This window comes from Acetivibrio straminisolvens JCM 21531, from assembly GCF_000521465.1.
Classification (GTDB): Bacteria; Bacillota; Clostridia; order Acetivibrionales; family Acetivibrionaceae; genus Hungateiclostridium; species Hungateiclostridium straminisolvens.
The window spans coordinates 1-12,236 of sequence record NZ_BAVR01000008.1 but is presented as its reverse complement, the minus strand read 5'-3'; the positions used below and the strand labels follow the sequence as shown (position 1 = coordinate 12,236).

Genomic DNA, 12,236 nt, shown 5'->3' with positions numbered 1-12,236 from the left:
AAAAGCATACAGCAAAGGATTTATAATTAAAATGTGACAAATATTAGACATAGGGTTGATATTTCTTTGAGTGTATGATAATATTATTTTATTAAAAAAATGGTGGTGATTACCGAAAATAGTCGATAAAAGTCGATTTTTTTGTAGAAATATGCCGATTATGTTAAATGGTTGATTTTATTGTGGCTATTTATAATAATTGGAGTGTGTGATGCAATCCTATTCGAGCAAAATAGGGGAGAAGAAGTTAAAAAGCTCTAAATCGTTTTTCTTAATCCTTGTTTTGTGACGGTTCTATTTCCAAACTTAAGCAATTTAGCAAAGAAGCTAATCTTTTCAAAATGTTATGTTTTTAAAAGTTATAAAATGGGGGTATTGTCTTTACGAATACAGATATTTCCTCGGTTTATATAAATTTATACAAAATATAATACAAAAAATGTTTTTTAGACAAACAAAACTGCAATAGTAAAATAAAGACATATATATAATTACCAAATTTTACAAAACCATCATTTCTTACTGTCAATTTAGTTAAATTTGCTAAAAGGGGGGGATTAGATTAAGTATCGAGGCATCCGGTCAAATATGCATGTAGTAGGTTATAGAGTTCTCTATATATATCCCAACAATTACATGTATGATTTTTACAAGTTTTAGTCTAATTTAAGAATCCGCTTTTTAAATTTTTAAAGATAATATTTTGACTAAGAATAAGTAAGAAATATAAAAATAGTAAAAATAGGGGAGGTTTTATTATGAATGAAAAGAATTTTGATAATAATGAAATGCATGAATGTGCAGAAGAAGCGACTGAAATAAAGGATCTTATTATTCGTGCGGTCCAGGATCCTGAATTTAGGGCTTTGCTGGCCAATGACCCTGATAAAGCTATGGAAGGGTATAAACTGACAGAAGTGCAGAAAATGCTTGTAAAGACACTAAATGAAGGGGATTTGGAAAAGTTGACACCAGAAAACCTAGAAGAGTTTTTTTCCGCTGATGCAGCAGTATATACACCGGATCTTGAAGAGGGAGCAGAAGAGGTTGATGTGGCAGAGGAGGACGATATATAATGAGTAATCAGGTTGGCGAAAAGGTAGAGTTCAGACCGATTACAAGCAAAGATGCGGAAACCGTGCGAACTATAGTATTTATGGCAAAGCTGACTGATAAACACGGTGAGATCAGGTCAAAATTAACAAAATCGTATGAAAAAAACTCCTCTGATATTGAAGTGGCTTTTGCATTTGGACTTTTTAACTTACTGGCCATTGAGAAAGATGATATGATGGTAAGCAAAATGAATATTGAAAATGCTTTGGAGGCTTTTGATTCCATTATATTAAAAGAGCCGGGTTATTGGTTGGTCAGAATGCTAAAAAGCCGTCTGCTTTTAATGTTGCCCAGCAGTGTCAGGTATGAAGAAGAAGTTATCGAAGAGTTGGAGTCAATGATTGAAATCCAGAAAAACAGTCAGTATCAACCGTATTTTATAATACCATATATCTTACTTGCAGAGTTTTATCATTCCGGCGGACATAAAGAAAAGGCTGAAAAATATATAAAAGAAGCTGAAGAATTAAAAAGGGAGCCTGTCAAAATATTGCAGGATTTCTTGGTGTTACCTTTTGTAAGTTTGGAAAATAAACTTGTTAGTTCCGGGGAGTATGAAATGGCTAATAGAATTTTAGGGCTTGGTCGTGATTTGTTTCCGGATCAATATAACTAAAGCCGGCTTTATACATACCAAAGAAGAATTCTAATTATGAGGGATTATGATGACTAAAATTGTTTTTGTAGTTTTAGGGGAACTTTCATCAGGTGAGCTGACCATAGCTTATGAGTTTGCAAGTCGTCTTCCAAATGATATTTATGATACTTATTTTCTCATTCCCGAGAAAAACAAATCATTTCTGGATGACAGGGGAATAAAAAACAAAACTCTAAGCATATGGGAAGACCCTCAGATAAATAAAAAAAATATTGATAAATTTATAAATGAAGTCAATCCGGACTTTTTTATAATTTCAGATGTATATACCATGGAATACGCTCAGTCCTGGACGGGCTTGAACTTTGCGGCCCTTAAGGAATATCGTATACCCATAATATGTATTGATGAATATGAGTATACCAATGCAGGTTATACTGTGGACTACTATGGTTCTATTATTAGAAATTTGCCACCTTTAATTGAACAAGGCGACTATATACTTTGCAACTGTCCGTTTAATAAAAAACGTGAAGAAAGCGAAAGCAGAATAAAATACTTTAGCCTGTACGGCGAAAAATTGATGCTTGATGAAAGCAAAAAGAAACAGGTACGTGAACGGTTTAAAGTGGAAGATGACGAAAAGATTATATTTACAGCCGGTTCAAGATGGGAAATGCTTAATGTTCACAGATTGCCTGCCTTGGGTATGTTCTTGAAGTGGATGCCTGTTATATTGCAAAACTATATTTCAGCTCTTAACCGCAAGATAACGGTAATACATGTCAGTCCAACTCCATGGAATGAGTTTGAAAGTGATTTGGTAAGGTATCATCATTTTAATTATTTACCTCCTTCTGAATTTGATTTGTACCTTTTAGCGTCAGACCTTTTTGTGACGCTGAATGTGGTTTCAGTAACACTTTCAAAGGCTGTTTACGGAGCTGTACCCAGTGTAGTTTTTCAAAACCATAAAATTATAGATTTTAATAAATTAAGTAATAGATTAAGTCAAATGCCCCACTGGTATAGAGAGATGGCACAGGAATTGAAAATAGCTTATCCTTTCCGTGCCGGAGTTTTTGGATGGCACAGATTGCTGAAAACGGCACTTGAAGACAATCCTTATACTCAAACCTATATAGAAGCACCGTTTTTTAAAGTTTCTGAAGCTATATCGGCACTGGAAAAATATTTGTATGATCAAACGGCTATAGAAGAGCTCAAACAACGTCAGCTTGAATATGTAGATAAAATGCTTGAATTACCTACACCGGACGAAGTTATGAGGAGTATTATGAGCGATACATAGATAAAAGGAAGTGTGCAGGAATGAGAATAGGACTACTGGGTGCTTTTGGCGTTAATAATACAGGAGACAATTTAGTTGCTATTGCTACTAAAGCAGCGATAGAAGAGAGAATTAAAGATGCGGATATAACAGTGTTTTCACCTCAGATAAGTGCATTTACCGACATAAGTAAGAAAAATGAAAGTGATTTATCATGGTGTGCTGTAGATTTAAAGAAGGAAGAATTCTGGAGGGAAATATATGATTATGATGCACTTATTATAGGGGGCGGCGGATTGTTGGTTCCGGTAGCGGAATTTGAGCCGTTTATTTTTCACGGTACTCACATTGATCTAACACGGCTCCCCAAAACTGCATGGAATGCGTTGGGAAGCCAGTGGGCACCTACGGCAAGTCCTAAGCTTGCAGAATGGTATGCTAAATTAAAAAAGGCAACGGATAAAGTAGATTATATAAGTGTTAGATCCATAACCACCTGTCGACTGCTGGAAAATACAGGATGCCCAAAAGATAAAATTAATCTTGTTTCGGACCCGGTTATAGGTCTAAGTATAGAAAATAGTGAACAAATGGAGTCGGAGTTTGAAAAAAGGTTTCATATAGACAGAGAAAGACAGGTGTTGGGAGTATCGGTCGGACCTGAAATAATGCAAGCTTCATTAAAGCTGTTTATGACTGAACTGGCAAAAGCAATAAATGCTTTGAATTCTAAAGGTGTACAAACGATTATATTTCCGTTTGGACTTATGTACGGAGACGATATAGCATGCAAAGAACTTGCAAAACTTTGCCCGGGGAGTTTTCTGGTAGAAGATGTGCTTAGCCCAATTGAGACTTGGACATTGGTAGGTATGTTTGATGCTTACATAACGGTACGTTATCACGGTATGGTTTCTGCTGTTTCTCGTAATACTCCTGCTTTGGCTTTGGACTGTTATCTTTCAAATGATACGGCAGGAAGCAAATTAAGGGATTTTATTTGGCAGTGCGGACTGGACAATTATTATATGTCTCCGATGATTTCTGTCTGCGGTGAACCAAGTACCCGCAGTTTTTGTGGCATGATAGATACAAGAAAAATATGGAGAAAAATAGTTGAGAAGGTGGAAGAATTACTTAGTCCGTACGCCAAGGATATGTACAAACGTGTATCGCAAAAGCTGAACATGGAGGTAAAAAATCATTTTTGTAATATGCTAAAAAGCCTTGACCTGTTATAAAAACAGAGTTTATGTAAAGAGGGGGGATATTGAGTGAATTTGGCGGAAAACATAAGAGAAATTTTTGAAAAGAGAGACCAGAGCAAAAATATTCAGTTGATTTCGGGCCACAAACAGTTGTACAAAATACAGATGAGAAATTATTATTTAAACTCCATAGGGGGTATTAAAAGAAAGCAAGAGTTAAACTCTACTTTTTCCCGGACCATATCAAATGTAATTGTACCTTTTTTGGCACTTACGGATTATCATTTTGAGGCGGTAAATTATCTTCATAAAGAAGGCGGAAAAAACATAAAATGGACTTTTGCGGAAGGTTTGAGTTTTCCTCACTACCTGTTTTCATGCAATAAACCTGAAGAGTTTGAGTTGTTATCCGACAAGAACATATATAGTCAGGTATTGAAGCATTGTCAGAAAATTTCCGGTACATATAGCAGTCTTCCCAGACTTCCAAGTGTTTATCTTTTGGTTATGCTGACATTTGATATACTTGCATTTGAAGTGTTTACGTCATTTATTTGCTCTACTCCGGCATTGTTCGATAATCCGGGAAAAGCGGTAGAAATTGAAAACCTTTCTAATCTTCAGAATGAGATTGGCGTTGGACTATATTCAAAATCTTCGTTTTTTAAAAACGGTACTTTTATGCAATGTTTTTGGGATATGGAAAATTTGGAGACAATATTTGCTCAGTATTTGAGTATTGGTGTGACGAATCGAAGGTAATGGTTACCGAAAACGATGAGGATGCAAGCAGGAGCAGGAAAGGATATTCATATTATTCCGGGCGGATCTGCCTTGATGTAATGACTGGACTTCCCGTAAGGGGAACAATGCTGGAAAGTTACATAGCGCTTCAGAATATGCCGGATGAGTCGGAGACTAAAAAGGTTCCGGTCCATGTGAGAAGAAATGTTAATTTGGAGCTTCTTGACAGCAACTATTGAGGAGGGCCTCTTTATGAAGGATATATGTAATTCATATCCGAGACTGGTAATGTTGGAAGTTACCAACACATGCAATTTAAAATGTGATTACTGTTTTAGGTCTAAGTGGCATATACATGATAAGGAAATATCTTGGGAAACTTTTTTAAAAATAAAAGAACGCATAAATTTTGCTGAAAGTGTGTGCCTGTGTGGCATGGGGGAGCAGCTTTTGCATTCACGATTTTATGACATGATAGAAGCTCTTGAGGATAAAAATGTGCTTATAATTACTAACGGTACAATACCTATAAATTATGACAAGTTAAGTGCAAAAGGTAATGTATCTTCAATAACTTTCTCGGTTGACGGGCCCTCTGAAGAGATAATGCTTAAAAGCTGTCTCGGTTATAAATTTAGCAACTTGTTGGACAATCTTAAACGTTCACGTGGCTATAGCTCTTTGACAATAGGAATTAACTGTGTTATTAGTCCGCATAATTTGGACGCTATGCCAAGTATGGTCAGGTTTTGCAGTGAGTATGGCGTGAAAGTTCTTAATCTTTTGCTTCCGACGTATAACATGCGTTGGGTAAAGCGAAAAGCGGAACAGATAAAAAACACAATGGAAGAGGTTTATATTGTAGCCCAAGATCATGGCATAAAGATAAAAGCACCGGGTGAAATGAACTGCGTATTTGAAAAATCGGTAATTCCTTTTATAACACTTTCAGGAGACGTAAGACCTTGTTGTGATCATTTTAACCGAATATCTACAGCGGGGAATTTACTGAAAAATACGTTTGAAGAAATATGGGATTCACCTACATACCGGAAATTCAAGAGTGCTGAGTACTGTTTTGGATGTGTACAAAACCAAAAAGTTATATGAGTAAACGAATAGTGGTGGTGGTGGATGGTTTATGAGTGTTTTGGAAAAAGTGATTGGGATTGTCCCGGCCGGAGGCTGGGAACCAGAATGAAACCTTTTAAGCTTTGGAAGGAACTGATTCCTGTAGGATATAAGGAATATTCGGACGGGCAAAAGAGTAAGTTTATTCCAAAGCTAATTGCTGAATATACAATAGATAACATGGTGCGGGCAGGTGCCAAAAGAATTGTTATGGTTTTGAACGAACAAAAAATAGAGCTGCTGCGTTTCTTTGGGAACGGGAGTCTTAACGGAGCCAGTATAGCGTATTTATGCCAGGATACAAGCCGTAACATTACCGGAATGCCCATAGCTATAGATGAAGGGTACAGGTGGCTGAAAGACTGTACGGTTATGATGGGAATGCCGGACACTATAGTCGAACCGTTTGATTGTTTTAAACAACTGCTTGAGATGAGTAATGAGAAGAAGGCCGATCTGACTCTCGGCGTATTTCCTACAAATAAACCCCATCGCCTGGCACCTGTAGTGATTAACAGCAATACAAGCAAAGTTGAAATAATTTATGATAAACCTAAGGAAACCAGGATATTTAACACTTGGAATATAGCCGTATGGTCAAACAGATTTACAGAACTGTTGCATGAGTACGTTTGGGACTATGTGTCAAAAAAGGAAAATACGGGAACCGAAATCCTTTTGAGTGATATATTTAATGCGGCGATAAAAGAAGGCTTAAATGTATATGCAAAATTTTTCAAAACGGCAGGTGTTATGACCTGGGCAATATTGATGAATTTATGGCAACACGTTCTGAAATAGAAGGTACATATGCAGCTTGCAGTATAATGAAAACAGAGTCTGGCCGGCAGACCTAAAATAAATTTTGTAGAAACAATAAATAAAAGAGGAGGAAGTATACATGACAATGCCTGGGGAAATGGCTATAGAAGTCAATAATTTGCGTAAAAATTACGGTCAGGTTAAAGCTGTGGACGGATTAAGTTTTTCAGTAAAAAAAGGTGAAATTTTCGGTATGTTAGGTCCCAACGGTGCAGGGAAAAGTACTACAATGGAAATATTGGTAGGACTTAAGAATCGTGATGAAGGTGAAGTAAAGGTCCTGGGGATGGATCCGCAAAAACAACCCACAGACGTTAAGACACGTATAGGAGTACAGCTTCAAACGGTATTTCTTTTTCCAAGACTTACGGTAAGCGAGATAGTAAAACTTTTTGCAGGTTTTTATCCGTCGCCTTTATCACCTGATGATGTAATTAAGCAGGTGGGATTGGAAGAAAAGAAAAAGTCGAGAATTATGAATTTATCGGGCGGCCAGCTGCAGAGGGTAGCTGTTGCCGTAGCCATGGTCAGTAACGGCGATATCATATTTCTTGATGAACCTACATCAGGACTCGATCCCCAATCTCGCCGCAAGCTGTGGGAAGCGATTACGGCACTTAAAGCAGCAGGCAAAACAGTTTTTTTAACCACACACTATATGGACGAGGCTCAGAAGTTGTGTGACAGAGTGGCAGTGGTGGATCATGGACACATAATAGCTCTTGGTCAACCTGAGGAATTGATAAAAGAACATTTTCAGGAAAGTGCGCTTGAGTTTGAACATCCTGAGCTTTCAAAAGACAAAAGACTTAATGAGCTCCCGGGAGTCAATAAAGTACAGTCAACGGAAGAATATGTTACGATATATACAAAAGACATTGCACAGACCATACCTGCTTTAATGGAGTTTTGCCAGAAAGCAGGGACAAAAGTTGATGATGTCAAAGTAAGGCAGGCTACACTTGAAGATGTATTTCTTAAATTGACAGGAAGGTGGATTAGAGAATGAAAGTTTTTTTAAGGTTGGTTGACGCAAATATAAGAGAAATGCTGCGCGAGCGTATGCAAATTTTTTGGTTTATCATATTTCCCATAGTATTTGTCTTGATTCTCGGGACAATTTTTAACAGCGGCGATAAGGCAATGGAATTTGATGTAGGTCTTGTTTTGGAAGATCAAGGTGAGGTCAGCCGTGGTTTAAAAGAAGCTTTTGAGTCTGTTACTGTTTTTAAGATGTACTCAGGTGCAAGAGAAGAAGAATTGGAAGAGCTTAAAAAAGGCAATCGTTCTCTTGTAATAATTTTGCCTGAAAATTTAACGGAGTCTGTAGTGCAAGGAAAGAAAACAGAAATACCCGTATATTATGATGCCGGCAATGTTTCAACAAATCAGGTCTTATTATCTACAGTTAATGAGATTCTTAACGCTGTGGAACGCAAAATGACAGGAAGTCCTTCGGTATTTGAAGCCAATGCAACTTCTGTTCAGACTGAGGAATTAAGCCAGATAAATTACTTTCTTCCCGGAATTTTGGCACTCGCTTTAATGCAGCTTGGATTATTTGGTTCTTTGAGAATGGTAAGCTTAAGAGAAAGAAAAATACTTAAGTCTTTAGGGGCTACTCCCCTTCCCAGAAGTATGTTCATAGCCAGTGAAGTTGTAGTAAGGATGATAATGTCGGTTATACAGACTGTGTTGATAGTAAGTGTGGGATATGCTGTTTTTGGTATAAAAATTGTAGGTAATTGGACAGTTATTCTTGGATTGGTTCTCTTGGGTGCTGCTACGTTTGTTTCAATGGGATACATGTTTGCCTCATTCGTCAAGACGTCGGACAGCGGTCAAGGACTTATACAAGTTGTACAGTTTGTAATGATGTTTATGTCAGGTATATTTATACCCATTGAAATAATGCCGGATTTTATGCTTCCGGTGGTAAAGGTTATACCTCTGACTTATTTGGCTGATGTTCTGCGCCAGACTATGACCGGAGTTGCTCCAATGTTTAGTGTTGCAACGAATGTTGTTGTACTTTCAGGATGGTTGTTTGTGAGTCTCGTACTATCAACCAGGTTCAAATGGGAATAAAAAGCCGGAAAGGTGTGTGTAAAGTCCGGGAAAGGAGGAGAGAGAATTGCACCCTCTTAAACTTACAGAAAAAATGCCAAAAGCTGTTTCGCTGGAGGTTACAACAAGTTGTCCTCTTAACTGCAGCTATTGCTATAGAAAAAAAGATGCAAACTCTACAATGACTTTCGAAAAGTTTCTTGAGCTTAAAGAACGCCTGGTAAAAATTCCTGAATTAAGCCGTATAACGTTTTGCGGCATAGGTGAGGCGTTACTGTGCAAGGACTTTTACGAAATTATTCATAATCTGAAAGAATACCGTATTTCCGTTGTAACCAGCGGAATGATTCTTATAGATTATGAAAAGCTGAATAAATTTAAAAATGTGGATTTACTTATATTTTCGATTGATGCCACCACGGAAAGTCTCATGAAAAAGATTTGCGGGGAAGCATATAATTTCAAAAACCTTATAAAGAATTTGGAAGAATTAAAATCCTACAATAAGAAGATGAGATTTGAAGGAGTATGCATAAATTCAGTAATGAATTGCACAATTAATGAACACAATATAGAAGAAATGCCGAAACTGATAGACATGGCGGCAGAGCATAAATTTGTCTCGGTACATTATTCGCTGCCGTGGGGACGGGAACAATTCGTGAGGGATAATATGGAGAAGCTAAAACAGAATTTTGCCCTTGCCCGTCTTAAGGCAAAAAAATATCACATATTTGTTGAAGATCTTTTTGATTCATACTGCTGTGTAATGCTTGACCGGATACTTTCTTACATAAATATTAAAGGTGAAGTGTTTCCGTGCGGATATGCTCTGTACAAAAATTACAAGATTGGGAACATATTCTCGGAGAATGTGGAGGACATGTGGAACAGTAAAGAAAATCAGGACTTCAAATTGGGAAACTTCTGTCGTGAATGTTCACTGATAAAAATGAACGAAATAAGCAGGGAAGGAGAGGTGATGTATGAGTAGTATACTTACGGAAGCCCTTGACAAGCGAAGTGAAGATATATTGGGTCTTTTGGGCAGGAAACCTCGTAGTATCGGAGTGGAGCTTACGACTTGTTGTCCGCTGAATTGCAGTTATTGTAAGAGGAAAGAACTTGATTATAAAGACCGTAATCTTTCAATGGAGGAATTTGAAAAACTCAAGGACAAGCTTTCGGGATTTGAGAGGATTGTTCTATGTGGGCTCGGAGAACCTACGGTTTATAAACATTTTTACCAGGTGGTCAATGAATTGGAGCAAAAAGTTGTTATCATTACCAGCGGGACAATCCTTATAGATTTTTCCAGACTTAATGAAAGCGGAAATGTCGAAATAATATTATTTTCTGTAGACTCGCCTGATGAAGATGGGATGAAAGCTATTGTAGGGAATTATAATTGGTCCAACCTTTTAGACAATTTGAAAGCTGTTTGCAAAAGTCCTTCAATTTTTAGAATGATCAACTGCACTATAAACGAAAACAATTTGAACAGACTTCCCGAGATAGTGGAAGTTGCAGCAAAAAACAGGCTTCAGGCGGTGAACTTTGAACTTCCTATTGAGGGGAGGGGAGAAAATTTTGTAGAAAAAAATAAAGACAGGATAGACTATTACATCGAAGAAGCAAAACGTGCGGCTTCCCGGAACAGAATTTTTATGGATTCGCCTTATAGACTCAAATGTATGATATGGGATGATATGGTGCCTTACATCACTCTTAAAGGAGATGTGCACCCTTGTTGTATAGCGTTAAATACAGGTTACAAAGTGGGAAACATATTCGAACAGGATTTTGATGAAATATGGGAAAGTGAAAATTATAAAAAATTCCGCGAGGGTCAACTGTGTTTTGATAACTGTTCGGTTTATAAAAACAAGAGAAACAGATAAATTGATTTTGAGAAAATTAAAAGGGGGAGATGTTATGAAAAGTCTAAGTATACATTTGACAGATCAATGCAACAATTCTTGCAAATTCTGTGTGGTGGATTCCCACCAGGGAAAACCGGAAAGAGTTGCCAGGAATATTATTTTCAAGTTTTTGGAGAGTAATGCCGGCAAGGGGTACGAATCCGTGAATATTCATGGAGGAGAGTCCACTATTGTTCCTGAATTTTTTGAAATTTTAGACAAAATAAAGGAGCTGGGTTATCCCACTGTTTCACTGCAGACTAATGCCAGAAAACTGAGTGATATGGATTTTGCAAAAGAAGTTGCATCCAGAAATGTTGACCTGTTTATAGTATCCGTTCATGGCAAGGATGCAGAAATGCATGACTATTGCACAAGTATTCAGGGAAGTTTTGATGAAGCAATACAGGGAATAAAAAATGTGAAGTCGCTTGGTAAAAAGGTACGTACCAATACTGTGGTTTGCAAACAAAACTACAATTATTTGGTTGATATTATAGACCTTGTAATGGATTTGGGAGTTGATCATGTAAATATATCTGCCATACACCCGGCAGGTAAAGCATTTAAGAATTTTCATGAAGTAACTCCAAGGCTGACTGAAATAGTGCCTGCCGTAAAAAATGCTGTAGACAGAGTAGTGTCCCGTGGTGTGGTAGTTACACTGGAAGGTTTCCCGGCCTGTGTTCTCAGAGACTATGCAAAGTATATGATAAATTGGGATGAAATTCATTTTAAGTTGCTTTTCCACAAAATCATTTTAAAGGATTACAATGAATATATGGAAAATGAAACTCGAAAGCAGGGAGCACCGTGCCAGGAATGTGTGAGAAAGAATAAGTGTGGCGGTGTTTATAAAGAATATTTGCACTATTACGGATGGAGTGAGTTTTCTCCGTTGACTGAAGCGGAATTGATAGGCAATAAGTAAGGTGGTTGGAATGAAAGTTCTGTTTATTGTAACGAGTTATTGGGCTTACGGGGAGTTACTTATAGCTCTTAATTTTGCAAATAAAATAAAAAAGAGTGGTTATCAGCCGTATTTTTTTATTCCGCCTTCTCATGAAAAGATACTAAGAACACATAAAATTCCGTATAGTTTGCTCATTCCCAAACTCGGTAAAGTCAATCGTGTTTTAATGCAAGATATAGAGCATAGGCATTGCCCTGATTATGTAATACTTTCGGATTTTTTGAACTATTATTTTTGTGAAAAGCATTATGGTATTACAGTAGAAGATTTGAAAATTTTCAAAGGGAAACTAGGGAACTTTCGACGAATTTTTGTTGGGATTTGGAACATTGGATCGAATGGGGAACAGTACGGAAGGTAACAT

General features: G+C 37.1%; 14 protein-coding genes. All 14 read left to right on the top strand.

Going from position 1 to position 12,236, the window contains the following annotated elements; genetic code table 11:
- Nucleotides 1-758: 758 nt before the first annotated feature.
- On the top strand, nt 759-1,076 hold the full coding sequence (locus tag JCM21531_RS03390) for a hypothetical protein (protein ID WP_094184725.1): 318 nt from the start codon (nt 759-761) through the stop codon (nt 1,074-1,076).
- Nucleotides 1,076-1,732, top strand: coding sequence for a hypothetical protein (locus JCM21531_RS03385; protein WP_038287364.1), 657 nt, complete (start codon nt 1,076-1,078; stop codon nt 1,730-1,732). Before JCM21531_RS03390 ends, JCM21531_RS03385 begins: the two co-directional genes overlap by 1 nt.
- Nucleotides 1,733-1,778: 46 nt before the next feature.
- On the top strand, nt 1,779-3,026 hold the full coding sequence (locus JCM21531_RS03380; protein WP_131464362.1) for a DUF6365 family protein: 1,248 nt from the start codon (nt 1,779-1,781) through the stop codon (nt 3,024-3,026).
- Between the two features lie 20 nt (nt 3,027-3,046).
- The gene (locus JCM21531_RS03375; RefSeq protein WP_038287360.1) at nt 3,047-4,246 is read left to right on the top strand and encodes a polysaccharide pyruvyl transferase family protein; all 1,200 of its coding nucleotides are present in this window, start codon (nt 3,047-3,049) and stop codon (nt 4,244-4,246) included.
- A gap of 33 nt (nt 4,247-4,279) precedes the next feature.
- Complete coding sequence (locus JCM21531_RS03370) at nt 4,280-4,975, top strand: hypothetical protein (protein WP_038287358.1); 696 nt, start codon at nt 4,280-4,282, stop codon at nt 4,973-4,975.
- The gene (locus tag JCM21531_RS03365) at nt 4,975-5,196 is read left to right on the top strand and encodes a hypothetical protein (protein ID WP_038287356.1); all 222 of its coding nucleotides are present in this window, start codon (nt 4,975-4,977) and stop codon (nt 5,194-5,196) included. The genes JCM21531_RS03370 and JCM21531_RS03365 overlap by 1 nt, the downstream gene beginning before the upstream one ends.
- A gap of 13 nt (nt 5,197-5,209) precedes the next feature.
- On the top strand, nt 5,210-6,067 hold the full coding sequence (locus JCM21531_RS03360; protein ID WP_038287354.1) for a radical SAM/SPASM domain-containing protein: 858 nt from the start codon (nt 5,210-5,212) through the stop codon (nt 6,065-6,067).
- Between the two features lie 24 nt (nt 6,068-6,091).
- Nucleotides 6,092-6,889 (top strand): nucleotidyltransferase family protein, encoded by a 798-nt coding sequence (locus tag JCM21531_RS03355; protein ID WP_038287352.1) that lies wholly within the window; start codon nt 6,092-6,094, stop codon nt 6,887-6,889.
- A 100-nt stretch (nt 6,890-6,989) separates the two neighbouring features.
- Nucleotides 6,990-7,919, top strand: a complete 930-nt coding sequence (locus JCM21531_RS03350) for an ABC transporter ATP-binding protein (RefSeq protein WP_038287350.1) — start codon at nt 6,990-6,992, stop codon at nt 7,917-7,919.
- Nucleotides 7,916-8,998, top strand: a complete 1,083-nt coding sequence (locus tag JCM21531_RS03345; RefSeq protein ID WP_038287348.1) for an ABC transporter permease — start codon at nt 7,916-7,918, stop codon at nt 8,996-8,998. Before JCM21531_RS03350 ends, JCM21531_RS03345 begins: the two co-directional genes overlap by 4 nt.
- A 73-nt stretch (nt 8,999-9,071) precedes the next feature.
- Complete coding sequence (locus JCM21531_RS03340) at nt 9,072-9,971, top strand: radical SAM protein (RefSeq protein ID WP_162149296.1); 900 nt, start codon at nt 9,072-9,074, stop codon at nt 9,969-9,971.
- Nucleotides 9,964-10,878: a radical SAM protein gene (locus JCM21531_RS03335; RefSeq protein WP_038287344.1), complete on the top strand. Its 915-nt coding sequence runs from the start codon at nt 9,964-9,966 to the stop codon at nt 10,876-10,878. Before JCM21531_RS03340 ends, JCM21531_RS03335 begins: the two co-directional genes overlap by 8 nt.
- Before the next feature lie 34 nt (nt 10,879-10,912).
- Complete coding sequence (locus tag JCM21531_RS03330; protein WP_038287340.1) at nt 10,913-11,830, top strand: radical SAM protein; 918 nt, start codon at nt 10,913-10,915, stop codon at nt 11,828-11,830.
- 10 nt (nt 11,831-11,840) lie between these two features.
- Complete coding sequence (locus JCM21531_RS03325; RefSeq protein WP_038287338.1) at nt 11,841-12,233, top strand: DUF6365 family protein; 393 nt, start codon at nt 11,841-11,843, stop codon at nt 12,231-12,233.
- The last annotated feature ends 3 nt before the right edge of the window (nt 12,234-12,236 follow it).

Bases quoted from the DNA above. Each gene is read 5' to 3' on its own strand.
- JCM21531_RS03390 (WP_094184725.1), top strand. From the start codon at position 759: ATGAATGAAAAGAATTTTGATAATAATGAAATGCATGAATGTGCAGAA.
- JCM21531_RS03385 (WP_038287364.1), top strand. From the start codon at position 1,076: ATGAGTAATCAGGTTGGCGAAAAGGTAGAGTTCAGACCGATTACAAGC.
- JCM21531_RS03380 (WP_131464362.1), top strand. From the start codon at position 1,779: ATGATGACTAAAATTGTTTTTGTAGTTTTAGGGGAACTTTCATCAGGT.
- JCM21531_RS03375 (WP_038287360.1), top strand. From the start codon at position 3,047: ATGAGAATAGGACTACTGGGTGCTTTTGGCGTTAATAATACAGGAGAC.
- JCM21531_RS03365 (WP_038287356.1), top strand. From the start codon at position 4,975: ATGGTTACCGAAAACGATGAGGATGCAAGCAGGAGCAGGAAAGGATAT.
- JCM21531_RS03360 (WP_038287354.1), top strand. From the start codon at position 5,210: ATGAAGGATATATGTAATTCATATCCGAGACTGGTAATGTTGGAAGTT.
- JCM21531_RS03355 (WP_038287352.1), top strand. From the start codon at position 6,092: ATGGTTTATGAGTGTTTTGGAAAAAGTGATTGGGATTGTCCCGGCCGG.
- JCM21531_RS03350 (WP_038287350.1), top strand. From the start codon at position 6,990: ATGACAATGCCTGGGGAAATGGCTATAGAAGTCAATAATTTGCGTAAA.
- JCM21531_RS03345 (WP_038287348.1), top strand. From the start codon at position 7,916: ATGAAAGTTTTTTTAAGGTTGGTTGACGCAAATATAAGAGAAATGCTG.
- JCM21531_RS03340 (WP_162149296.1), top strand. From the start codon at position 9,072: ATGCCAAAAGCTGTTTCGCTGGAGGTTACAACAAGTTGTCCTCTTAAC.
- JCM21531_RS03335 (WP_038287344.1), top strand. From the start codon at position 9,964: ATGAGTAGTATACTTACGGAAGCCCTTGACAAGCGAAGTGAAGATATA.
- JCM21531_RS03330 (WP_038287340.1), top strand. From the start codon at position 10,913: ATGAAAAGTCTAAGTATACATTTGACAGATCAATGCAACAATTCTTGC.
- JCM21531_RS03325 (WP_038287338.1), top strand. From the start codon at position 11,841: ATGAAAGTTCTGTTTATTGTAACGAGTTATTGGGCTTACGGGGAGTTA.